The 23,294-nt window shown below is 67.6% G+C and carries 23 protein-coding genes; 8 read left to right on the top strand and 15 right to left on the bottom strand.

What is annotated here, in order from left to right; translation table 11 throughout:
- Position 1: 1 nt before the first annotated feature.
- Genes AB0M15_RS09945 through AB0M15_RS09920 form a run of 6 tightly spaced genes read left to right on the top strand, consistent with a single transcriptional unit; the run spans position 2 to position 8,402 of the window.
- Complete coding sequence (locus AB0M15_RS09945) at positions 2-1,036, top strand: Gfo/Idh/MocA family oxidoreductase (RefSeq protein ID WP_363815901.1); 1,035 nt, start codon at positions 2-4, stop codon at positions 1,034-1,036.
- On the top strand, positions 1,033-2,094 hold the full coding sequence (gene wecB, locus AB0M15_RS09940) for a UDP-N-acetylglucosamine 2-epimerase (non-hydrolyzing) (protein WP_343967380.1): 1,062 nt from the start codon (positions 1,033-1,035) through the stop codon (positions 2,092-2,094). Before AB0M15_RS09945 ends, wecB begins: the two co-directional genes overlap by 4 nt.
- Positions 2,095-2,098: 4 nt before the next feature.
- Positions 2,099-3,277, top strand: coding sequence for an acyltransferase (locus AB0M15_RS09935; RefSeq protein WP_363815899.1), 1,179 nt, complete (start codon positions 2,099-2,101; stop codon positions 3,275-3,277).
- Positions 3,278-3,302: 25 nt separating this feature from the next.
- On the top strand, positions 3,303-4,604 hold the full coding sequence (locus AB0M15_RS09930) for a nucleotide sugar dehydrogenase (RefSeq protein WP_363815897.1): 1,302 nt from the start codon (positions 3,303-3,305) through the stop codon (positions 4,602-4,604).
- The gene (locus tag AB0M15_RS09925; RefSeq protein ID WP_363815895.1) at positions 4,601-7,210 is read left to right on the top strand and encodes a glycosyltransferase; all 2,610 of its coding nucleotides are present in this window, start codon (positions 4,601-4,603) and stop codon (positions 7,208-7,210) included. Before AB0M15_RS09930 ends, AB0M15_RS09925 begins: the two co-directional genes overlap by 4 nt.
- Positions 7,211-7,241: 31 nt before the next feature.
- Positions 7,242-8,402, top strand: a complete 1,161-nt coding sequence (locus AB0M15_RS09920) for a glycosyltransferase (protein ID WP_363815893.1) — start codon at positions 7,242-7,244, stop codon at positions 8,400-8,402.
- 39 nt (positions 8,403-8,441) lie between these two features.
- Here AB0M15_RS09920 and AB0M15_RS09915 read toward each other — a convergent pair whose 3' ends face one another.
- The 4 genes from AB0M15_RS09915 to AB0M15_RS09900 all read right to left on the bottom strand — a co-directional run bounded on the left by AB0M15_RS09915 (position 8,442) and on the right by AB0M15_RS09900 (position 12,764).
- Entirely contained in the window at positions 8,442-10,448 is a 2,007-nt protein-coding gene (locus tag AB0M15_RS09915; RefSeq protein WP_363815891.1) for a CocE/NonD family hydrolase, read from the bottom strand.
- A gap of 217 nt (positions 10,449-10,665) precedes the next feature.
- On the bottom strand, positions 10,666-11,169 hold the full coding sequence (locus AB0M15_RS09910) for a hypothetical protein (RefSeq protein ID WP_363815889.1): 504 nt from the start codon (positions 11,167-11,169) through the stop codon (positions 10,666-10,668).
- A 178-nt stretch (positions 11,170-11,347) separates the two neighbouring features.
- Positions 11,348-11,668, bottom strand: coding sequence for a hypothetical protein (locus tag AB0M15_RS09905; RefSeq protein WP_363815887.1), 321 nt, complete (start codon positions 11,666-11,668; stop codon positions 11,348-11,350).
- Positions 11,669-11,681: 13 nt separating this feature from the next.
- Positions 11,682-12,764 carry a Shedu anti-phage system protein SduA domain-containing protein gene (locus AB0M15_RS09900; RefSeq protein WP_363815885.1) on the bottom strand — a complete coding sequence of 361 codons (1,083 nt, stop codon included), beginning with the start codon at positions 12,762-12,764 and terminating at the stop codon, positions 11,682-11,684.
- 215 nt (positions 12,765-12,979) lie between these two features.
- On the opposite strand from AB0M15_RS09900, the gene AB0M15_RS09895 reads away from it, so the two are divergent.
- Positions 12,980-13,372 (top strand): hypothetical protein, encoded by a 393-nt coding sequence (locus AB0M15_RS09895; RefSeq protein WP_363815883.1) that lies wholly within the window; start codon positions 12,980-12,982, stop codon positions 13,370-13,372.
- A gap of 70 nt (positions 13,373-13,442) precedes the next feature.
- On the opposite strand, the gene AB0M15_RS09890 is transcribed toward AB0M15_RS09895, so the two are convergent.
- Both AB0M15_RS09890 and AB0M15_RS09885 read right to left on the bottom strand, forming a co-directional pair.
- Entirely contained in the window at positions 13,443-14,318 is an 876-nt protein-coding gene (locus AB0M15_RS09890; protein ID WP_363815881.1) for a hypothetical protein, read from the bottom strand.
- The gene (locus AB0M15_RS09885; protein ID WP_363815879.1) at positions 14,318-15,316 is read right to left on the bottom strand and encodes an SPFH domain-containing protein; all 999 of its coding nucleotides are present in this window, start codon (positions 15,314-15,316) and stop codon (positions 14,318-14,320) included. The genes AB0M15_RS09890 and AB0M15_RS09885 overlap by 1 nt, the downstream gene beginning before the upstream one ends.
- A gap of 86 nt (positions 15,317-15,402) precedes the next feature.
- Between AB0M15_RS09885 and AB0M15_RS09880 the strand changes: the two genes are divergently transcribed.
- Entirely contained in the window at positions 15,403-16,086 is a 684-nt protein-coding gene (locus tag AB0M15_RS09880) for an NUDIX domain-containing protein (protein ID WP_363815877.1), read from the top strand.
- A 19-nt stretch (positions 16,087-16,105) separates the two neighbouring features.
- On the opposite strand, the gene AB0M15_RS09875 is transcribed toward AB0M15_RS09880, so the two are convergent.
- From AB0M15_RS09875 to AB0M15_RS09835, 9 genes are all read right to left on the bottom strand, one after another.
- Positions 16,106-16,990 (bottom strand): carbohydrate kinase family protein, encoded by an 885-nt coding sequence (locus tag AB0M15_RS09875; RefSeq protein ID WP_363815875.1) that lies wholly within the window; start codon positions 16,988-16,990, stop codon positions 16,106-16,108.
- A gap of 114 nt (positions 16,991-17,104) precedes the next feature.
- Entirely contained in the window at positions 17,105-17,893 is a 789-nt protein-coding gene (locus tag AB0M15_RS09870) for a maleylpyruvate isomerase family mycothiol-dependent enzyme (RefSeq protein WP_363815873.1), read from the bottom strand.
- 75 nt (positions 17,894-17,968) lie between these two features.
- Positions 17,969-18,598, bottom strand: a complete 630-nt coding sequence (locus AB0M15_RS09865) for a CoA transferase subunit B (protein WP_363815871.1) — start codon at positions 18,596-18,598, stop codon at positions 17,969-17,971.
- 3 nt (positions 18,599-18,601) lie between these two features.
- Complete coding sequence (locus AB0M15_RS09860) at positions 18,602-19,360, bottom strand: CoA transferase subunit A (RefSeq protein WP_363815869.1); 759 nt, start codon at positions 19,358-19,360, stop codon at positions 18,602-18,604.
- A 137-nt stretch (positions 19,361-19,497) separates the two neighbouring features.
- Positions 19,498-20,823 carry a hypothetical protein gene (locus AB0M15_RS09855; RefSeq protein ID WP_363815867.1) on the bottom strand — a complete coding sequence of 442 codons (1,326 nt, stop codon included), beginning with the start codon at positions 20,821-20,823 and terminating at the stop codon, positions 19,498-19,500.
- 91 nt (positions 20,824-20,914) lie between these two features.
- Entirely contained in the window at positions 20,915-21,598 is a 684-nt protein-coding gene (locus AB0M15_RS09850) for a hypothetical protein (RefSeq protein WP_363815865.1), read from the bottom strand.
- 1 nt (position 21,599) lies between these two features.
- The gene (locus tag AB0M15_RS09845; protein ID WP_363815863.1) at positions 21,600-21,851 is read right to left on the bottom strand and encodes a hypothetical protein; all 252 of its coding nucleotides are present in this window, start codon (positions 21,849-21,851) and stop codon (positions 21,600-21,602) included.
- Positions 21,852-21,955: 104 nt separating this feature from the next.
- The gene (locus AB0M15_RS09840; protein WP_363815861.1) at positions 21,956-22,660 is read right to left on the bottom strand and encodes a carbohydrate-binding family 9-like protein; all 705 of its coding nucleotides are present in this window, start codon (positions 22,658-22,660) and stop codon (positions 21,956-21,958) included.
- The coding region (locus AB0M15_RS09835; protein WP_363815859.1) for a hypothetical protein at positions 22,653-23,294 on the bottom strand (642 nt) is incomplete at its 5' end. The genes AB0M15_RS09840 and AB0M15_RS09835, both read right to left, overlap by 8 nt.

Below are 23,294 nucleotides of genomic sequence, written 5' to 3'. Positions count from 1 at the left end.
CATGGCAAACCTCCGCGCTGGACTGATCGGCCTGGGCATGATGGGCCGGCACCACGCCCGCGTCCTGGGCTCCCTCGAGGGCGTCGACCTGGTCGCCGTCGCCGACCCGGGTGGCGACAAGCACGGTGTGGCCAACGGCCTGCCGGTGCACGAGAACGTCGAGCAGCTGATTGCCGCCGGCATCGACTACTGCATGGTCGCGGTCCCGACCCAGTACCACACCGAGATCGCCAAGGCGCTGGCCGAGGCCGGCGTGCACGCGATGATCGAGAAGCCGCTGGCCGGCTCCTCCTCCGAAGCCGCTGAGATCGCCAAGGCCTTCGAGGCCGCCGGCGTGATCGGCGCCGTCGGTCACATCGAGCGGTACAACCCGGCGCTGCAGGCGCTGCGGGTCCGCCTCGAGGCCGGCGAGCTGGGCGACATCTACCAGATCACCACCCGCCGGCAGGGCCCGTTCCCGGCCCGGATCGCCGACGTCGGCGTGGTGCTCGACCTGGCCACCCACGACATCGACCTGACCGCCTGGGTGACCCAGTCGCCGTTCGCGTCGGTCTCGGCCCAGAGCGCGCACAAGTCCGGTCGCCAGTACGAGGACCTGATCGCCGTCACCGGCAAGCTGCAGGACGGCACCGTGACCAGCCACCTGGTCAACTGGCTGTCCCCGATGAAGGAGCGGCTGACCGTCGTCACCGGTGAGCGCGGCGCGTTCATCGCCGACACCCTGACGGCTGACCTGTCCTTCCACGCCAACGGCACCGTGCAGACCGCCTGGGACGACGTCGCGCACTTCCGCGGTGTCTCCGAGGGCGACATGATCCGCTACGCGATCGCCAAGCCCGAGCCGCTGAAGGCCGAGCACGAGGCGTTCCGGGACGCGATCCTGGGCAAGGAGACCGACATCGTCACCCTGCAGCAGGGTCTGGCCACCGTCGTCGTCGCCGAGGCCGTCATCCAGTCCGCCGCCGAGGACGGCAAGTCGGTCGCGCTGACCGACGCGGTCAACGGCGTACTCGGTACGGAGACCGCCCAGTCATGAAGGTTCTGAGCGTCGTGGGCGCCCGCCCGCAGTTCGTGAAGCTGGCCCCGATCGCGGAGGCGTTCGCCGCCACCGACCACGAGCACGTGATCGTGCACACGGGGCAGCACTACGACAAGAACATGTCCGACGTGTTCTTCGCCGACCTGAAGATCCCGGCCCCCGACGTCCACCTGGGCGTCGGGTCGGGCAGCCACGGTGTCCAGACCGGCGCGATGCTGTCGGCGATGGACGCCGTACTGGACGAGCACCGCCCGGACTGGGTGCTGGTCTACGGCGACACCAACTCGACCCTGGCCGGCACTTTGTCGGCGGTGAAGATGCACCTGCCGGTCGCGCACCTCGAGGCCGGTCTGCGCTCCTTCAACCGCTCGATGCCGGAGGAGCACAACCGCGTTCTCACCGACCACGCGGCCGACATCCTGCTGGCGCCGACCGAGGTGGCCATGGGGCACCTGGCCAACGAGGGTCTGAAGGACCGCTCGCGGCTGGTCGGCGACGTCATGACGGACGTCTGCTTCCGGGTTCGCGACGCGGTGAAGGACCAGCCGCTGGAGCTGCCGGACGGCCTCAAGCGCGGCGAGTACCTGGTCTCCACCATCCACCGGGCCGACAACACCGACGACCCGGAGCAGCTGGCGGCGATCGTCGACGGCCTGGCCGCGCTGGACACCCCGGTGCTGCTGCTCGCGCACCCGCGGCTGGTCGCGCGCTGCGCCGAGTTCGGCATCAAGCTGGAGCGTCCGGGTGGTTCGCTGCACACCGCCGAGCCGCTGGCCTACCCGCAGATGGTGGCGGCGGTCCTGGGCTCGGTCGGCGTCGTGACGGACTCGGGAGGCCTTCAGAAGGAGGCCTTCCTGCTCGGTACGCCGTGCACCACGCTGCGCACCGAGACCGAGTGGACCGAGACCATCGAAGACGGCTGGAACGTGCTCACCACGGACCTGTCGAAGCTGCCCGAGCTGGCCGTCCGGCCGGTACCGACGGCAGCCCAGGCCGCGCCGTACGGCGACGGCCAGGCCGCAGGCCGGGTCGTCGCAGCACTCGCCGCAGGATAGGACGATGACGAAGGCAGCCGAAGAGAAGTCGCAGGAACCGATCGCCACCGCACCGCCGGCTCAGGACGAGCCGGCGGCGCCGGTGGCGGTCGGCACTGCCGACGCGCCGCCCAAGAAGCGGCTGCCACGAGTCGAGTCGCTCACCGGCCTGCGCTGGTGGGCGGCCTTCTTCGTGTTCACCCACCACATGACGAACCTCGCTCCGCTGCCGATCTTCAAGTTCCTCACCTACGGCACCTCCGGAGTCACGTTCTTCTTCGTCCTGTCCGGGTTCGTGCTGACGTGGTCGGCGCAGCCCGGGACCAAGGTGCGGACGTTCTACCGGCGCCGGTTCGCCCGGATCTGGCCGGCCCACGCGGTCGCCCTGCTCGCGGCGGTCTTCGTCTTCTACCGCTTCCACCCGGACCCGGCGCAGAGCTGGATCAAGCCGTTCGACATCGGCGTCCTGCTGCTGTCGCTGGTCCTGCTGCACGGCTGGTCCAACGATCCGACGGTCCTGTACTCCGGTAACCCGGCGTCCTGGACCTTGTCGGTGGAGGCCTTCTTCTACGCGTACTTCCCGTTCGTCTGGCGGGCCACCCAGCGGCTGAAGCTGACCGGTGGGCTGATCCTGTGCGCGTCGGTGGTGGTGATCGGCGCGGGGTACAAGCTGCTGCTGTTCCACAACCCACACACGCTGCCGACGCTGCCGCAACCGGTCTGGCACTCGGTCGCGTTCCTGTTCGGCATCGGCCTGGCGATCGCGCTGCGGTCGGGCTGGCGGCCGTGGCTCCCGTTCCCGGTGGCGTTCGCGATCTTCGCGGCCGGGCTCTACACCCTGTACTACTCCGGCCTGCACCGGACGGTCCCCTTCGCCACCACGATGGCGCTCACCCAGAAGGAGATCCTCACCGTCCTGTACGGCTTGCTGATCCTCTCGGTGGCCGCCCGGGACATGCGGGGCGGCCGGTCGCTGTTGCGCAGCAAGCCGCTGGTCGCACTCGGCCAGTGGTCGTACTCCTTCTACCTGGTGCACGCCACCATCCTTTACGCGATCCGTGAGTTCCACGGCGTTTCCGCTCCGGCCAGCTGGTCGAACCTGACCTGGTACGCCGGGGTGCTGGCGCTCTCGATCGCCGCCTCAGCCTTGCTCTACAAGTGTGTTGAACACCCGCTGGAGAAGCGGCTGCGAGGTCCCCGATGAATGATTCATACCAAGTGGAGTTTTCGTGCGTATCGCAGTAGTTGCCCTAGGCAAGATCGGACTGCCGCTCGCGGTCCAGTTCGCGACCAAGGGACACCAAGTCGTCGGTGTCGACATCAACCAGGCGTTCGTCGACCTGGTCAACGCGGGCAAGGAGCCCTTCCCGGGTGAGGCTCACCTCGGCGAGCTGCTGGCCGAGACCGTTGCGGACGGCCGCCTGCGGGCGACCAGCGACTACGCCGACGCCATCCCCGGCGCCGACGCGGTCGTCCTCGTCGTCCCGCTGTTCGTGGACGAGAAGACCGGTGAGCCGGAGTTCGGCTGGATGGAGAGCGCCACCCGCTCGCTGGCCGAGCACCTGACCCCGGGCACCCTGGTCAGCTACGAGACCACCCTGCCCGTCGGCACCACCCGGAACCGCTGGAAGCCGCTGCTGGAAGAGGTCTCCGGCCTCACCGAGGGCACCGACTTCCACCTGGTCTTCTCCCCGGAGCGGGTGCTGACCGGCCGCGTCTTCGCGGACCTGCGCAAGTACCCGAAGCTGGTCGGCGGACTGTCCGAGGAAGGCGCCAAGCGCGCCATCTCGTTCTACGAGGCAGTTCTCGACTTCGACGAGCGCACCGACCTGCCGCGCGGCAACGGCGTCTGGGACCTCGGCTCGGCCGAGGCGTCGGAGCTGGCGAAGCTGGCGGAGACCACCTACCGCGACGTCAACATCGGCCTGGCCAACCAGTTCGCCCGGTTCGCCGCGCAGAACGGCATCGACGTCCACCAGGTGATCGAGGCCTCGAACTCCCAGCCCTACAGCCACATCCACCGTCCCGGCATCGCCGTCGGCGGCCACTGCATTCCGGTCTACCCGCGGCTGTACCTGTGGACCGACCCGGAGGCCACCGTGGTCCGGGCCGCCCGCGAGGCCAACCTGGACATGCCGGAGTACACCATCGGTCTGCTCGAGGGCGCGTACGGCGACCTGGCCGGCGCGAAGGTCGTCGTCCTGGGCGCCTCCTACCGCGGTGCGGTGAAGGAGACCGCGTTCTCGGGTGTCTTCCCGGCCGTCGAGGCGCTGAAGTCCCGTGGCGCCGAGGTGTTCGTGCACGACCCGATGTACTCCGACGAGGAGCTGCAGGGCCTGGGCTTCACGGCGTACCACCTGGGCGAGCCGGTCGACGCGGCGGTGCTGCAGGCCGACCACCCGGAGTACAAGCAGCTGACCCGGGCCGAGCTGCCGGGCGTGCAGGTGCTGGTGGACGGTCGCGACGCGACCGACGCCGCGCGCTGGGCGGGTGTCCGTCGGATCGTGATCGGAAGGTCGGTCCGCCAGTGACGCGTTCCCCGGAGCAACTTCGGGTGGTGATGCTCGTCGCGAACGCGGTCACCAACGACAGCCGGGTCCGTAAAGAGGCAGCGGCGCTGGCCCAGGCCGGAGTACAGGTGACTGTGCTCGGGGTCGCGAGCTGGGGTGAACCGCAGTCGCGCGAGATGCTCGACGGTGCGATGGTCGTGCGCGTCGCGGTGCCGTTCACCCTGCGCGAGGAGAAGAAGTTCGCGCGGAAGAAGCACCGTGAGTGGCGTCCGCCGTTCTTCGGTTACAAGACTCCGCGCGCCTACCGGGCCCGCAGCCTTCGGGTGCAGGCCGGGCTCAAGGAGATCAAGGCCGACTCGGGCCACGCCGTCGGCGCCCGGAAGGCAGGCAAGACCGGACCGCTGGCCTACAAGGTCGGCGTCGTGGGCCGCCTGGTCCGCCGGAGCGGCTGGCAGGCCGCCCGGCGTGGGATCTGGCTGCGCAAGGGTCTGGGCAACGCGATCGACAAGCCGTTCCGCGCGGGCTGGCGGGCGTACGACGGCGTGGCGCACCGGCTGACCTGGCCGGCTCGCTGGCGCCGGGTGCACCCGGATGCGCTCGACTACGAGTACGCGTTCGGCGACCTGATCGACCGGCTCGAGCCGGATGTCGTGCACGCGCACGACATGCACGTGATCGGAGTGGCCGCTCGTGCGGCGGGCCGCGCGAAGCTGCGTGGCAAGGACCTGAAGGTCGTCTACGACGCGCACGAGTACGTGCCCGGCATCGCGCTGTACGGACCGCGCACGCGGAAGTTCATCGCTGCCTGGGCCAAGCACGAGAGCGAGTACATGGGTGCGGCCGACCGGGTCATCACGGTCAGCACCGCGATCGCCGACCGGCTGGAGAAGGAGCACAAGCTCCCGCTCAAGCCGACCGTCATCCTGAACACCCCGGACATCCCGGAAGTGGTCGAGATCGAGCGGGACATCCGGGCCAAGGTCCGGCTGCCGCGCGAGGTTCCGTTGCTGGTCTACAGCGGCGGCATCACCGCGGTCCGCGGGATCGAGACCGCGATCGAGGCCATGCCGAGCATGCCCGGCGTGCACCTCGCGGTGGTCGCCGTACCGTCGCCGAAGCAGCCGGCCGTCGATGTGCTCCGCAAGCTCGCGGAGAGCCTCGGGGTCGAGGACCGGATGCACTACCTGTCCCCGGTCGCGCCGCACGAGGTGACTGCGTTCCTCTCCACGGCCGACGCCGGCATCATCCCGATGCTGCGGGCGCCGAACCACGAGATGGCGATGCCGAACAAGCTGTTCGAGTACAGCCTGGGCGGTCTGCCGGTGCTGGTCAGCGACATGGCCAGCATGAAGGAATGGGTCACCCGGCACGGCATCGGCGAGTACTTCGAGGCCGCGAACCCGGCGAGCTTCGCGGAGAAGGCGAAGCTGCTGCTGAGCCGGACCGAGACGTATCGCGAGCGGCTGGCGGACCCGGCGTACAAGCAGACCTCGGCGTGGAGCGGGCAGGCCGACAGCCTGCGCGCGCTCTACACCGAGATGCTCGGCCGCAAGCAGCTGGAGCCGTCGATGGAGGTCGACTCCGAGGCTCCCGGCCGGCGGCTGCTGATCGGGCCGACGAACAGCGCCGGCCAGGCGTACCTGTGGACGACCGCCGTGACCCGCGAGGTCCCGTCGATCGCCGCGGAGTCGCTGTCGACCAACAGCGGCAAGTTCGACTTCAAGGTGCACCGCAGCGGGACGTTCGAGCAGTACCGCGACGACCTGCGCTGGCAGCTGGAGCTGACCGCTTGGGCGCTGCAGAACGTCACCCACGTGCTGTTCGAGGCGGGCCGGCCGATGTTCGGTCAGCTGAAGGGTCAGATGTGGACCCTGGACGTTCCGATGCTCGACGCGGCCGGGATCCGGCACGGTCTGGTCTTCCACGGTTCCGAGGTGCGTGACCCGGCCCGGCACCGTGCGCGGTACCAGTTCTCGCCGTTCGCCGATCGCAACGACGAGCTGACCGTCCGGCTGCAGGCGGCCAACGACCTGCTCCGCGAGCACCTGGCCGGGTACGACGGGCCCAAGTTCGTCACCACGCCCGACCTGGTCGAGTACATCGAGGGCAGCGAGTGGCTGCCGGTGGTCGTGGATCCGGAAGAGCTGGCCTCGACGACGCCGGTGCTGGAGCGTGAGGTGCCGGTGGTGCTGCACGCGCCGTCGGCGAGCGCGCTCAAGGGTTCGGCGTACGTCGACCCGGTGCTGACCGAGCTCGATGCTCGCGGCCTGATCAAGTACCAGCGCGTGCAGGGTGTTCCGCACCCGGAGCTGGTGGCGATGGTCAAGGACGCGGACATCGTCGTCGACCAGCTGCTGCTCGGTTCGTACGGTGTCTTCGCCTGTGAGGCGATGGCGGCCGGCCGGATCACCGTCGGGCACGTGGCCGATCACATCCGCGACCTGCTGCCGACCGATCTGCCGATCGTGGAGGCGACGCCGCACGACCTGACCGAGGTGATCGAGCGGCTCGTCGCCGAGCGCGAGGAAGCCCGCAAGGTCGCCGACGCGGGGCCGCGGTACATCCGTGAGGTACACGACGGCCGGAAGTCCGTCGAGGCGTTGCTGCCCTTCCTCGGTGGCCGATGAGTCTCGGCGGACGGTGACAATGCGGGTTCTGATGGTTGCGCAGTCCCCGATCGCCGGGGACTCGCGCATCCTGCGCGAAGCCGCGGCACTGACCGGAGCCGGCCACGTGGTGCACGTGGTCGGCCGGGACGTGCCGGAGGGCTTCACGCTCGAGGGTGGCGCGACGGTCGAGTCGGTATCCCGCTCGGCCGGTCTGCGCGGTGGTAGTGGTCCCGCTGTCGGGCATGGGCGACGTGGCGTGAAGGTGCTCGTGCAGCGGTTCGGCCGGTGGCTGCTGCTGCCGGAGCATCGGCTGCGGACGGAGAAGCAGTGGCGTACTGCGGCTGCCGCTACTCTCGACCGGCTAGAGCCGTTCGAGGTTGTGCATGCGCACGACTTCAACACGTTGGAGCTGGCTGCTTCGTTTGCTGCCAAGTGGTCGGCGACGCTGGTCTACGACAGTCATGAGCTGTGGTTCGACCGGGCGCTGCCCGGTCGGCCGACGCCGCTGTGGCGGGTGCGTGGGCGACGGTTCGAGCTCGGTCTGGCTCGTCAGGCCGCGGTGGTCTTCACCGTCAGCGATGGGATCGCCCAGCGGCTGCGCGAGCGGGGCCTTCCGGATGTGCGGGTCATCCGCAACACGTTCCCACGCTCGGCTGTTGCCCCTGTCTTGCCGTCAGCGCCTACCGGTTTGCTGTACGCCGGCCGGGTAGGCGCCGGCCGCGATCTGCCTGCTGTAGTCGAGGCGGCCCGTCTGCTGGCGCCGTTTCCGACGTTGCTGATGGGCTCGGTCGATCCGAACTATCGCCTCGACCTCGGCCCGGTCCAGAAGGTCCCGGAGACGTCGATCGACGAGGTCGACCGGGTCCTGCAGGAGTCAGGCATTTCCCTTGTCACGCTGACGAACACCTGCGAAAACCACCGACTCGCCTTGCCGAACAAGCTGTTCCACGCAGTGCGCGCCGGGGTGCCGGTAGTCGCCGCGGACCTACCCGAACTGCGTGCCGTCATCAACCGCTACCACCTGGGCACGCTGTACACCCCAGGCGACGGCGCTTCGCTTGCGGCGGCCGTGCGCTCGTTGATCGCGGACTACACCGGCTACGTCGACGGCGTACGGGCCGCCGGTGACGAGCTCAACTGGGAGCACGACGCGGAAGTACTGGTCTCGGCCTACTCGGCCTTGGCCAAACCACCCGCCAACGCGCGCTGAAAGGCCCCGGCAGCTTCGAGCTGCCGGGGCCATTTACTTTTAGCGCGAGGCTTCGACGAACTGTTCCATCAGTTTGATGGGGTCCTTCTCGGGCTCGGGCTGGGCGAGCTGGTTGGCCGCGATGCGGGCTTGCGGGGCCTCGGGGGAGTTGAGGCTGGCCGTTGCGCCGGCGAGCGGGAGGGTGAGGGAGGACTTGGTCGGGTCGAGGGTGATGGTGGCGCCGGTGAACGGTACGGACGGGTTGTCGGGTTCTACCGTCAGTACCAGGCCGAGGCGGTGGCCGGCGGCGAACAGGACGTCGTCGGCGTTGAGCTCGAAGGTCAGGTCGTACCACTTGCCGGACTGCAGTGAGACCTTCTCGTCCAGCGACTTGTAGTGGCCGACGTCGGCGAGCGTGCGGATCACGACCGCGGCGTTCGAGACGGCCGTGTTGATCTTGGTGTCGGCGAAGCAGCCGGTGTCGAGCGCGTTGCCGTCACCCCAGCAGGTGCGAGTGTTCGCGATGTTGCTGACGCTGGTGTAGCGGGTCGCCGTGCCGTAGTCGACCAGTCGGGCTTTGATGCCCGCGGCAACCTTGTTGACCTTGACCCGGACCTCCACCTTGCCGGTACCTGACAACCGGACCGGCTGGGCGAGATCGTTGCTGACGAACACCGCGCGGTCGGTTCTCGGGGCGGTCGGGTCGAGTACGACGGAGTCGACCGATTCCTTGTCGGTGCCGGTGAAGCTGATCGGGTCGCTGGTCGGCGCCGCGATCGACAGACCACCGGTGTCGCCACCGGCCGGCTTGCTCAACGCGAGCTTGGTGCTCTTCGCGCCGGGCGTCGGCCAACGGGATTCGGTGGTGTAGCTGCCGTCCTCACGCATGATCGTCGCCTGCGGTGCCTTCATGATGTCGTTCTGCAGGCCTTGCAGCCAGTAGTCGAACCAGGGGTGGAGCTGATCGACGTACGCGTCCCGGAAGCTGAACCCGTCCAGGTGCACGCCCTGGTGCAGGAAGATCTTCCGCGGTACGCCCTGCTTGGTGAGCTCGTCCCACCACTCGCCGAACTGCCGGGTCTTGACGTTTTCGTCATCGAGGCCGTGGATGACGAAAACCGACGCCTTCACCTTCCTGGCGTCGAGGCGGTAGTTCCGCGGATCCCACCAGCGGCTGTAGCTGCCGGTGCGGGTGTCGGAGTCCTGCTCGATCTCGCCGGTCATCTGCACGCAGCGCGGGCTGAGGTCGTTGCTGACGTAGTCGTGCAGGAAGCCCATGTACTCGTCGTAGTACGGGACGCCGTTGCTGCGGGTGTAGTCGTACCAGCTGGAGATCGCCGCGATCGGGACGATCGTCTCGAGTCCCTTCACGCCGGTGCTGGCGACCGAGTTCGCGATCGTGCCGTTCCAGGACGTACCGATCATGCCGGCCTTGCCGGTGGACCAGTCGGCCTTGGCGACGGCGCCGGCCGGGGTGTGGCCGGGGACGCGGTTGTTGAGCCAGTCGATGACGGCCTTGGTACCGCGTACTTCGAGGTCGGCCCCGACGTCGCTGCAGCCGGTCGAACGGAACGTGCCCGGCATGTCCACGTAGGCGAACGCGTAGCCGCGCGGGACGAAGTAGTTGTCCAGCCAGGTCGAGAAGACCTGCCGGGTGCCGTTGGCGTCGAAGTACGACTTCGGGTCGCTCGCGTAGTACGGCGAAGCCTGGATGATGACCGGTACGTCGATCCCGGCCGCGGCGGCCTCACCCGGGCGGATGATGTCGACGGTGATCTGGTCGGTGATCCCGTTCTGGTCGCCGTCGACGCCTGGCACGTCGACCTGGACGCGCTCGTGGATGGCGTTGTCGTAGTCGTACGCGGCGACCGTCTGCGTCCCCTGCACAAACGGCTTCACCGGAGCCGGCTGCTTGGCGACGGTACCGGCCGTGGCGGTGGCGGAATCGGGCGTGGCGGCGGGCCGGGCGGTCGCGGTCAGCGAGGCCATCGGCACCAGCGCGGCGGCGGCGAACAGGCCGACCCCGGTCCGGAACGCGGTTCTCGATCGGTTCCGAGTTCTGCGCATGCGTGTCTCTCCCCTGTGGGCGGTGGGTAAAGGCACCACAGCCCTCCCTCGACAGGGCCGTTGTGGTGAACGCACCTTAAGCAGAACCTGACACCGTTGTCTCCACACATCTCACCCAACCGATCACTTTCCGTGGAGATCACGGGAAATACTTCGCCCGGTTCACGGTGGTGGTGATGTGCTGGTTTGGTGGAGCTTCTTTCCGGCTGGACGACTGTTAGTGCGCGCCGAGGTTGATGGTGAGGGTGTTGAGCAGGGTGCGGAAGGGCTGGCCCGACAGGTGCTCGCCGGCGCGGAGCCAGGTGGTGATGGTCGGGTCGCCGATCGCAAGGTGTTCCTGGAGATCGTGGGCGCTCAGATCGGTGAGTTGCAGGTGGTTGCCGGTCCAGACCTGGAACCGATCGGCGAGCGAGTCGAGCTGGCCGGCCCACGTCGGTGACGAGTCGGCGTCGTCGTGGACGACCAGCAGTTCGACGCCATCGGCTGTGTCGAAGAGGCCTACATGAAGCGGCCGTACCGACCAGCCCGCGATCCTTTCCTGCATCCGCCGGATGAGCTCCTGCCGCAAACCGGTCAGCTCGATCACTGCGCCGGCGGCCAGATGATCACGATTCAAGGAGTACTGAATGCTGGCGCCAACCTCGGTGGCGATCACCAGCCCGGTCCCAACCAGCCGGTTCAGAACCTTCCGCGTCCCGCTCTCGCTCCCAGTCGCCGCCATCTGATGGACTTTGCGACCCGTGAGTGGCTTCCCCGTCCGAACCAAAACTCCAAGAACCGGCCCATCAAGCGTCGGCGCCACAGCACTGATCGGCAAAGAGAGGTCCACAGACTCACTATAGTGCCGATATCACCACTTTAGTACGGATATAACCATAATAGTGAGCATTATATAGCGTTCACGGTTGGCGCAGATGCCGAGAAGCAGTAAGGCAGGCCGACAACCAGCTGGCCTCGTGCTGATTGATGATGAGGTTGTCGTCTACCGTGATCATCCCGTCGATCGTCTGGCCGACCCGGATCGAATGAACCCCAACGCGGTACATCTCCCAATCCGTGTCGCTGTGCCAGATCCGCGCTGTCTTCTCGCCGGGGCGCTGGGCGAAGACGAGGTGTTCCCCGTACTCGTTCAGGAAATAGCCGACGTAGTCCTTCTCGGCGATCGATCCCCCGCAGAGGTTACGGAGAAGGTCTTCGATCGTGGCGAAGTTCCCGGTCATGCGTCCGGCTCCGTCAGCAACGCTGGATCTTGCTGCGCCGATGACAGGGCGACCATCCGAGCCGCCGATCGAGCAGGGTCTCGTAGGTGATCACTTCGATGCGCGTCGTGTGCGTGTTGTAGGTGCGCAGCGTCTCCGCGACCTCAAGAGAAGAGATGTGGTCGCCCACGTACTGGGAATGACCGATCACCACCGTAGCGGAGGCCCTGCGGCTGTCGATGCCATGACTCGTCAGGATGCTCATCCGATTCTCGTCGAGAGTTCGAAGGTAGTTCTGTGCTTGTGAGATGGCTTGATGGGCCTGTGCGCCCAGCATCAGATGCCCGCTGCGCCGGATGACCAAGTTCTCGATGTTGGCTCGTTTCAGCTCGACGACGTGCAGGGAGCCGTCGGCACGTAGCAACGGGATGTCCAGGATCGTGGTGGAGTGGTACTGACGACGTGCCAGTTCGGCGACGTACGCCCCACCAAATATCCACTCCTGGTTCCTCAAGCAGGCATGAAGATCGCTCTCGGAGCTGTCCGGATCCTCAACGGCGGCTCGGAGGGCGGCCAAGCTCGTCCTCCTGGCCTTGAGTTCGAGGAACTGAGCCAGCAGCCCGGTGTCTGCATCGGCCAGGACATCTCTGAGCAGCCGGCCTGCCTCGGTGGAGCCCAGCAGCGGCAGGCTCCGCAGTACCAGTTGCATGTGCCCGTACTGCTGCAGATGCTTCACCTCCCGAGTTGAGAGCGCGATCTCGTCTTCACCGGCCTCCACACCGAGATGGTCAACGGACCGGGCGATTCCCTGGAAGAGGTCGCGGGCGTCGGCCGCTGTGGCATCGGGGTTGTCCTGGCACAGCACATCCAAGGCCGACACAGCTCGGTCAGCCCCCTCCGCGACCAACTTGCGCATGAACTTTTCGCTGCGGAGTCGTGCTCTCTCGTCGTAGTACATCTCGAGGATGTCGAGGAACAGCTTTCCCTCGGCATAGGACGCGAACCGCTGGAACCGTTGGGCCAACTCGAAAGCCCCGATCAGAATGGCCTCTTGAGCGACATCCTCCAGGGCGATCACCAAAGGTCTGCCCTTACCGTGGTTTCGGCTTTCAGTCATGATCATCAGGACTGTCTCGATGCGGCGCAAAACGCTGGTCTTATCAGTCAACGACCTAGCTTCCTCGACCATGCATCTGAGGACGAAGCCCGAACGGAATGGCATCCAGTCACTCTAGGGTCACGCGGGAACGGGTCCAGAGCGGAGAGATGGTCGTGGCGGCTGCGATGGTGAACCAGCGCGACCCAGGCCCTGCAGCCGACTATGGTCAGAAGGTGACGGAGCCGGCTGTGCTTGTGATCGGGCTTGATCCTTACCGGGTGCCTGGGCCCTGGGATCCCACTCCGGTGGCGGTCGCGATCGAGGAGGCGGTGAGGCGGTTCGCGGACAGCGGGATCGACGCAAGCAACTGCCTGATCGGCCTCGACGGATCCGACGACGTCGAAGCCGTTGTCACGAATGCGCTGCGGGAGCGGCCTTGGGAGTGCATCTTGATCGGCGGCGGCATCCGGAAGGATGAGGAACAGCTCGAGCTCTTCGAGTTGGTCGTCAACCTCACCCGCCAGCACGCCCCAGACGCCGCGATCGCGTTCAACCGCGACTTGGCTGACATCGTCGACGCGGTCGCCCGCCAGTTGGCCCGGCGGAGTCGCGATGGTGAGACCTGACAGGGGTGGGAGCGCCCAGAGCCGGAGCGACGGAGGAGCGTAGGTGGCGGGCGCGTGGGGATGACAGTAGCTAGCGGACGAGGTTTAGGTGGGTTTCTGCGATGGTGACCTCCAGGCGTTGGCCCCAGGTGATGGTGAGGGTGTCGGATTCTATGCCGTCGCCGAAGATGACGAGGTCGGCTTCGGCGGTGATGGTGAGGGACTCGGTGGCGGTCAGTAGGCCTTCGGTGCAGGTGGTGCCGGTGGCTGGGGAGGGCCAGGCCTCCCGGACGAACCAGCACAGGGATGGGTCGGTGGGTGAGGGGAGGCGGAGCAGGCTTCCGCGTTCTTGCCAGGCCGAGCGGCACCACCCCGTGGAACCTGTTCCGGTGCCGATCAGCAAGCCTGAGGATGATTGACGTTCTTCCAGGCCTTCGGGCGACGCCAGGCGGTAGCGCGCCGACTGATGGGTGCGGTTGCCGACGTAAATCTCGTTCAGGGCAAGGAGTTTCTGCCCGTCATCGGTGCGTGCGGCAACCATCGTGCGTTCTTCGACCGAACGTACAGATAGAAGATCCGGTACGTCGGAAGGCGAGTGCGGCACCAACACGCCAGGATTCCACCCTGGCTCCGGATTGACCCCGATCACCGGCTGCCCGTCCAGGTACTTCGCCACGTTCGCCACCAACCCGTCCTGCCCGACCGCGATCACCACATCCTCGGGCCCGAACACGAACCGGTCGAGATCGTTGCGCTCGGCAACAGCCCGTCGCCAGTCCAGAGGAATCGCCGCCGAGACCACAGCCAAAGCCTTGTGCTGAGCCTCGTGCCGATCATCCAAAGCATCGAGCGACCGCCCACGACTGGACAGGAAGAAGCCGGCCTGCTGTCGAGTGCCGTGCCGGGCGACCAGCTCGGTGAGCTCGGTCGCCCGGTGAACCACGACCGCCCGCGGAGGCAGGCTCATCAGGAAGCCCCGGAAGAGGTCAGCTTGGAGAGCAGCGGAGTGAGCAGATCTGGCGTCAGGTTCAGCGTGCCGATCTCCGGCAGCGCACCCTGCTTGATCGCCAGCGCGACGATCACGCCCTGGTCCAGCTCGGCATAAGCATCCAGCAGAGCCTTCTCAGCAGCCGCCTCCGCCTCACCCAGCACCCGCTTGGCATCAGCATCGGCCGCAGCCAGCAACCGCCGCCGACCAGCCAGAGCCTCGCCCTCGATCCGCCCAGCCGCAGCCGCCTCGGTCGCCCGCTGCCGCTCGTTCTGGCCCTTCTGCGTCACCAACTGCTCTTCGCGCCGCGCCAGCTCGATCTGGTTCTGCAGCTCGTTCTCCGCGATCGACCGCTCCCGCTCGACCGCCATCGCCCGCCGCTCGTACGTCGCCTTGTCGGCCGCCTGCTGCACCATCTCCCGGGTGGGAGTCTGCAGCGCCCGCTCGACATCACTCTCAGCCCGTACTGCGACCACGCGCACGTCCTCAACCCCGATCCCCAGCCCGGTGAGCCGCTGATCATCACGCAACCCACTGCTCATGGCGAGCCGAAGCGAAGCCATCCCCTCCGACAACGCCTGGGTCAGATTCAACCGAGCCAGCAAGTCCAGTGCAGTCTGCTGAGCCAACTCGGTCAGCAATCCACCAAGCTGCTCCAGCGGAGTCGCCCGCCACAATCCCGTGTCCGGATCGATCCCGAAGTCAAGCCGCGTCGACGCCAGCGCCGGATCCGTCACCCGATACGTGACGGTCGCCTGTACGACGACGTCCTGGAAGTCGAGCGTCCGCCCGTGAAACAGCAGCGGCTGCTCCCGATCATCGATCGGTACCTCGCTCAGCGAAGAGTTGAGCGCCCGGAACCAGAACGCCTGCCCCGCACCGTCATGCGCGACCTTCCCGTTGCGCAGGTGCCGGACGTGGGTGGTCGGGTTCGCCCGCAGGTGGCTGATGAACCGGAACCGGGTGATGTCTGCCATGAGAGTCGTTCTCCTGTCGTTGTCGTCACTTTGACGATAAGGCCCGAGATGGCTTTTCGTCAAGATGACGATTAGAGTCACTGCTCATGGACTTCGAGCCGCTGGGGGTAGCCGCCGACCTCGTCATCCTGACTGTCCGCGAGGGATCCCTGCAGGTACTCCTGATCCGCCGCGGCATCGCGCCGTACCGGGGCAGGTGGGCGCTGCCGGGCGGGTTCGTACGCCCCAAGGAGGACCTGGAGGAGGCCGCCCGCCGCGAACTCCAAGAGGAGACCGGCCTGCTGTCCGACCGGATCCACCTCGAGCAGGTCGCGACCTACGGCGAGCCGGGCCGCGACCCCAGAGGCCGCGTCATCAGCGTGACCTACCTGGCCCTCGTCCCGGATCTACCGTCACCAGTAGCCGGTACGGACGCAGCCTCCGCGGAATGGGTCGCGGTCGACGAGGTACTGACCGACCAGGACCGGCTCGCCTTCGACCACCACCGGATCCTCACGGACGCGGTCGAGCGGGCCCGGGCCAAGCTGGAGTACTCACCACTCGCGGCTGCGTTCTGCCCCGACGAATTCACCATTTCGGAGCTGCGCGGCATCTACGAGGCCGTTTGGGGTGTCCAGCTCGACCCCCGCAACTTCCACCGCAAGGCCACCAAGACCGACGGCTTCGTCATCCCCCTCGGCGCCACCACGACCCGCGACGGCGGTCGCCCCGCCCAACTCTTCCGCCGAGGCCCAGCCGCCACCCTCCACCCCCCACTGACCCGCGGCTGAGCCCCAGCAGCCCTGCCGGCTAGCGCTTCAGCAGCATGAGTTGTTCTGCGGTGATCAGGTCGGTGTGAGTGCCACGCGAGCCGCACGCCCATGCACCCGCAATGGTGCCCGCCTCCGCGGCTTCGTAGTACGAGCGACCATCCAGCCAAGTGGTCAGGAATGCGGCGACGTACGCGTCCCCGGCGCCGTTGGTGTCGATCACCGGCCGCCCGGGGATGTCGATGGCCGGCAGATGGACAGGCTCCTCGCCACGGACATGCAGATAGCTCCCATCGGCCCCCGCCATCGCGATCACGACCTCCGCCCGGCCGCTGGCGAAGATCCAGTCGATGGCCTTGTCCCGCAGCGCACTGGTCGAGACGAACACGATGTCGGCGCACTGCGCGAAGTCCCGGTGGTACTCGTTCTCCCCGTCCCAGTCATGCAGATCGGTCGACAACGAACAGTCCGCGGCCAGTACGTCGGGCAGCGCACGCCGCGCGAAATCCATGATCGACACGTGGACGTGCCTGGCCTGCTCGACCCGGCGGCGCCAGAGGTTGGGATCGACCCGCATCCCCGGTGGGTGCCGCCGGTCGTACAGGGAAACGCGGCTGCCATCGGGCGACACCAGGTTGACGCTGCGGCGCGTACCGCTGGGGTGGACCGCGATCGTCAAGGGCAGCCCGAGCTCCTCGTACGCCCGCCGGATCCGCCATCCCTCCGCATCGTCACCGATCACATCAGCGAGGCCGGGATGCAGTCCCAACCGGTGGCAGCCGAGTACGACGCCGTGGCCGGTGTGGCCGACATACGTCTCCACAGGTTGGACGGGAATGGTCTCCTGGCTGGGTAACGGCAGCGCGGGAACTCGCACGATGGTGTCGATTCCAACGCCGCCGATGACGAACACATCCAGGTCCATGCGGTCCATCCTCACCGAGCCGGACAAGCGGCAGGGGTGAAGGGTAGCGATCGAGCGCACCCGCCGACAGGGCTCAGGCGGGACGCTCTACGCATGGTCAATGGACCACCTCGATCAGTAACCCTGGAACACCCGGCGCAGAGTCGCCAACGTGATCGGACCCGTCAGCTCCAGGCCGGCCGGAGTGTCCGGGCCGAGCCGGCCGGAGATCAGCCGCAGCCACGTTTCGCCGGGCAGCGTGAGGGTGCCGTCGGCCTCGCCGGTGCTGCCGTCCTTGAGGCTGACCGGGTCGCTCAGGTTCAGGGTGAGTTCGGTGGCGGGCTCGGTGGTGACCACGTTCAGCACGGCGTACTTCCCGTCCAGCTCGGCCGGCTTGCTGACCCAGCTGAGGTCGAGGGTCCGCTGGGCGAGCAGCTCCGGTACCGCCTCGGCGGCGAGCGTCGCGCCCGGCTCGGAGGCGCTGCGGATGTCCCACGAGTGCAGGGTGAACTCGCTCAGCCGCATCCGGGCGACGGTGCTGATGTCGACCGGCGCCGGGAGGTAGCCCAGGTCGATCTGCACGGTCTCCCGCTGCTCCTCGGTCAGCGACTCGAACAGCGCGACCAGCTTCTCGTTCCACTCCAGGAAGCCGTCGGCCTGCTCGCGGCGCGACGACGAGTCCCACCGGGCCCAGACGGTCTGGTTGAAGTCGCCGTCGGCGCGGGGTCCGCCGGCCAGGGCGAGCTGGACCGTGTTGGTCATGATCTCGGCACCACTGCCCAGGTGGCTGAGCACCTGCGCGATGTCCCACTCGGTCGCCGCCGACGGTCCCGCCAGGGTCTCGTCGTCGAACTTCCTCACCAGCTCGGCGAGCGCGTCATAGCCGCTACGAAGCGCGGCGATGGCGGTGTCGGCGTTGCTCAAGATCGTTCCTCCAGAAGAATGGCCCCGTACGGCGGTCACTCAGCACCAACCGTCGTACGGGGCCAGACATTCCGATCACTGCTTGATGGGCGCGCCGGTCTTCTCCTGGAGCTCGTCGAAGGTGACGCCCTCGGCCAGCTCGACCAGCTGCAGGCCGTCGTCGGTGATGTCGATGACGGCGAGGTCGGTGATGATCCGGTTGACCACGCCCCGCCCGGTGTAGGGCAGGTCGCACTCGGCCAGGATCTTGTGCGAACCGTCCTTGGCCACGTGCTCCATCAGCACGATCACCTTCTTGGCGCCGTGCACGAGGTCCATCGCGCCGCCCATGCCCTTGACCATCTTGCCCGGGATCATCCAGTTCGACAGGTCGCCGGTGGCCGAGACCTGCATCGCGCCCAGGATGGCCGCGTCGATCGCGCCGCCGCGGATCATCCCGAAGGACAGCGACGAGTCGAAGAAAGATGCCCCCGGCAACGTCGTGACGGTCTCCTTGCCGGCGTTGATCAGGTCCGGGTCCTCCTCACCCTCGACCGGGTACGGGCCGACGCCGAGGATGCCGTTCTCGCTCTGCAGGACGACGGTGACGCCGGCCGGGATGTAGTTCGGTACCAGGGTCGGCAGGCCGATGCCGAGGTTCACGTACGAGCCGTCCTCCAGCTCGGCGGCGGCGCGGGCCGCCATCTGCTCACGGGTGAGTGGCATGGCTCAGGCCTCCTTCGGCTGGACAGTACGCTTTTCGATCCGCTTCTCGATGTCCTTGCCAACGGCAACTACTCGCTGGACGTAGACGCCGGGCAGGTGGATCTCGTCCGGGTCCAGCTCACCAGGCTGGACCAGTTCCTCGACCGTGGCGATGGTGATCCGGCCGGCCATCGCGGCGAGCGGGTTGAAGTTGCGGGCGCTCCGGTCGAAGACCAGGTTGCCGTGGGTGTCGCCCTTCAACGCATGCACCAGGCCGAAGTCGGTGGTGATCGACTCCTCCAGCACATACGTCGTATCGCCGATCTCGCGCGTCTCCTTGGGCTCCGAGGCCTTCGCCACCGAGCCGTCCGTGTTGTACTTCTGCGGCAGCCCGCCGTCGGCGACCTGCGTCCCGACACCGGCCAGCGTGAAGAAGGCGGCGATCCCGCAGCCGCCGGCCCGGAGCTTCTCGGCCAGCGTGCCCTGCGGGGTCAGCTCGACCTCCAGCTCACCGGACAGGAACTGCCGGGCGAACTCCTTGTTCTCCCCGACGTACGACGAGGTCATCTTGGCGATCCGCTTGTCGGCGAGCAGGATGCCCAGCCCCCAGTCGTCGACGCCACAGTTGTTGGAGACGACGCTGAGCCCGCCCACGCCCTTGGCGTGGAGCGCCTCGATCAGCTGCATCGGGTTGCCGCAGAGCCCGAAGCCGCCGACCGCGAGGCTCGCGCCGTCGCCGATGTCGTCGACCGCGGCCTGCGGTGAGTCGTACGTCTTGTCCATCAGGCTGCTCCATTGCAGGTTGGTGTCCGCTCGACTCTAACCAGCAGCCACAGATCCGGCGAGATCCACCCACTGTGGCCAGAGCCACAGCCGGCCGCGCTCGGTCAACCCGCCTCGGAGCCGCCTGCGCCGGTCGGCTACCGGCCCGCTGCGCGGTATTGCTCAGGCGCCAGCCCGGCCTTGAGGCGCCAGGAGTGTGCTTCGTCGGTACGCCCGGCTGCGGCGGCGATGGCGGCTAGTTCGGCGAGCGCCTCGGTCATGGCGAGGTCGGCCTCGTCCCAATCCGCCGGGCAGCGGGACAACGCCACCAGCGCCAGCTCTTGCGCCTTCGCCAGATCCCCGCCGAACCGGGCAGCCTTGGCCAGCCCGATCCGCGCGGCGGCGGAGAGGTCCAGTCGATCAGCCCGCTTCGCCCGTGCCAGCGTCCGCCGGTAGTCGTCTGCAGCGGCAGGGAGGTCGCCCATCCGCAGCCGGAGGTCCCCTCGCCGACAGAGCAGCGACGCGGCCTCCTCATCGACGCCCAGCTCATCAGCAAGCAGCAGTGCCTGGCTAGTCAGCTCGACTGCCCTCTTGAAGTCCGGCGTACGTGCTGCCCGCTCGTCCAGCGCCAACAGACAGCCCCACCGGTCCCCAACCGCCTGGAACTGCGCCAGAGCCGCCTCAGCGCCCGTACCGCAGAGCTGCGCCGCAGCCAGCGTCCAGGGATCAGTACTCAGCTCCTGCCGAGCCAGTACGTCGGCAACGAGCTCGGCAGGCACAAACGGTCCCAGCACGATCGACCAGAGCAGCACCGTCACCGGGTACCGGAACGGCTCAACCAGCTCCTCCACGATCACCCGCGCCTGCTCAACACCAGCCGGCCGCCCGGAGCCGGCTGCATGCAGTACTGCGAGCAGGTACTCCTCACCAAGCCCGTCAGGCACCACCGGCCCGAGCATCCCCAGCAACCCTTGCGCCGCCTGCCCGGCCTCGTCCTGCAGCCCGTGCATCCACCAGTACGTCGACAGCCCGGCGACCAGCTCCAGTGCGAGCCGCTGGTCGTGCTCGGTCGCCCACTCGATCGCCCGGCGCAGATTGTCGCTCTCCTGCCGGACAGAAGTTGCCCAGTGCAACTGGTCGGGTCCACGCAAGTGCTTGTCGGCCCGGCGTACCAGCTCCAGCAGGTACGCCGCATGCCGCGCGTGCAGGTCTTCCGCCTCGGCGCTGGTGATCAGCTCGTCGGAGTACGGATGGATCGCCTTGAGCACCTGGTACCGCCCGTCGCTCACAGTCAGCAGCGATCGCTCGGTCAGCGCATCGAGCAACTGGCCCGCCACCGGCTGCGGCAACTCGAGCACCGACGCCACCGACTCAGCGGTCAGCCCGCCCGAGAACACCCCCAGCCGGGCAGCGACGACGCGCTCGACGGCTGGCATCGACTCGCCCTCAGGACCGGCGAGCCCGGTGTGACTGGCGGACTCCATATGACTGATTGTCACCCGACCGCGATCGGCACACCGGACGGGGGCAGGCGTGGTGCCCAGCGCACGCGGGGCACCACCTCCGGCGTACTGGTCAGCTGATCACGCGGAATCCGCGTCGTTCCCCGAGTTTCTTGAGGCTCTGGATACCCGGAATCCCGTCGAACGGCGGCGGTACGGTCGCCTTCTGCCAGAGCGCGTAGGCCTTGCGGAAGTCCTTGCCGGCGAACCCGTCGACGTTCATCGGATCCTTGAGGCCCTGCTTGAGCAGCGCGCGCTCGACGATGATGATGTCGCGCTCGTGCAGACCCTGGCCCGGCGGCCGGAACTGGTCCTTGCCGGCCGCCTCACGGACGTTGCCGAGGTCGACGGCGGGCAGCGTCGGGGCGGCCGGCCGCCAGATCCGGACTCCGTTGATGTCCTCGCTCCAGCCTTTGTAGGTCTTGCCCCAGGACCGCGCGATCTTCGAGATCGGCACCTTGTCGACCTTGCCCGGCCGGAGGATGTCGCTGCTGAAGCAACTCCCGTCGCCGGTGCTGATCGCGACGTGCCCGTGGGGCGCGCCGGTCCACCACAGTGGTACGCCGAGTGGCGGCGTACCGGCCGTACCGTGCTTGAACTGCGCCGCCTTGTATCCCAACGCCGCGTCCGTGGCCAGCGGGCCGACGTTGAAGCAGTTGCGGACGAAGATCAGGCAGATCCCCGTCCAGTCCCTGGTCGCGTGCGCCGCCTGCGCCGCGGCGAAGTCGACCGCGGCCTTGCCCATCCGGACGGCCATCTCACCTGACCTCGATCCCGGGCTCGATGCCGACGTCGAGGCCGTCGTCGAGGCCGGGCTCGACTCCGGGCTCTTCGTCGGGCCCGAGCGGATCGGTGTCCGCGATCGGGTCCTGGAAGGCGGCTTCGGTGGCCGGGTCGTCCAGCTCCGGGTCGTCGGCCTGGATGCCTGGTGAGTCGGCCAACGGTGGCAGCGTCGACTCGTCCAGCACCTCCGTCGACTCGGAGGTGTCCACTGGATCTGTTGCAGTCATGGTGTTTCCCCCTGGTTGTCGCAGCGTGGGCCGTTGTCAATCCGCCCCAGCCGGCAACAGCCGTCCTTCGCAGTCTGGCACCGGCATCCCGCTGCGACCAGAGGTCATTCGAAGCTCAGTACGCCCCATTGGTCGGGCTTGTGCATGTCCACGACGTACTGCGGCGACCAGACCCAGAAGTCCTGCTCCTTGCCCTTGCGGTACTCGCCGTCGACGACCTCGTGGTCCCACTCGATCCGCATCAGGTTCATCCGCCACTCGTCGCCTGGGCCCGGTGGGGTCTGGTTCTTGTTGTACTTCGCCAGCTCCGTCCAGGGGAGGGCGACCTCGACCGTCCAGCCGGTGTCGGTGTCGGACGGGTCGTTGAGGGTGCCGTCGATGTGGAGGGCGGTACGCAGGCCGGGCAGGTTGTCCGGGTCGACGGGGACGCCGCCCGCGGAGTACGGCTTGGGGAGGGAGAGCTCCCAGATGGTGCCGAGCGGGTTGATCTCGAACTCGTAGTAGTTCTCGCCGTCGCCGTCCGGGTCGAGGAAGAGCTCGAAGTTGTTCTCCTCGTAGAGCCAGGTGTTCGGCTCGGTCATCGTCGACCAGACGTGCGGCTCCTGGAGTTGGCCGCCGACGTACAGGTACTGGTCGTCGTACAGGAACTTTGCCCTGGTCCGGAACCTCGGTGTGGTCGCGTCGGGGCCGGTGATGTCGACGAAGTCGCTGGTCCACGGGGCCTGCTCCCAGGCGGGGTGGGTCAGGGTGCCGTCGAGTGGGAGAGGGGTGGTGGTGCGGTGGCAGGGGTAGCGGGGCAGTTCAGGCATCGGCTCGCTCCAACCGTCCGGCGATCAGGTTTGCGACTAGGAAGGTGATGGCGGTGAGCACCGGGACGACAACCAGGGTCCAGGTGGAGAACAGGTCGTTCGACAGGAACGCGAGCACGATCAGCAACATGAAGCCGACCCCGAGGAACGCGACCAGCGCGGGATGCGGCATCGCCAGCCGGCTCAGCGTGATCGCCCCGAGCACGATCGTGATCACCACGGCAAGCACCAGCAACGGAAACCCCGCCGCACCGCAGTTGGGCGAATCCCGGACCCGATCACACCCCTGCTCGCTCAACCACACAAGCGCAACCGTGACAAACCCGGCCAGCAACCCGACCACCCCCAGAATCAGCACCGGCGGCAACGGCGGAGCGTCGTACCGCCCCTCATCACCCTCCCCAGCCGCCTCTTCATCAGCTTCCTCGAGATACTCCTCAAGATCCTCCGGCATCCCATACGCCTCGCCCTCGGCGTAAACAACCGGCTCGTCGCCTCCGGCAACCTCGCTGCTGTCGAGGGGAGTGCTCGAACCCCAGCCCGAGCTCGGCTCCTGCTCGTCGACTCCGTCGACTTCGGTAGGCAGCCCCGGATCCTCGTCGGCTCGGGCGTAAGCCTCGTCGACTCCGTCGAC

It is taken from the genome of Kribbella sp. NPDC051718, from assembly GCF_040681515.1.
Classification (GTDB): Bacteria; Actinomycetota; Actinomycetes; order Propionibacteriales; family Kribbellaceae; genus Kribbella.
This window is presented reverse-complemented; position numbering and strand designations above follow the sequence as displayed.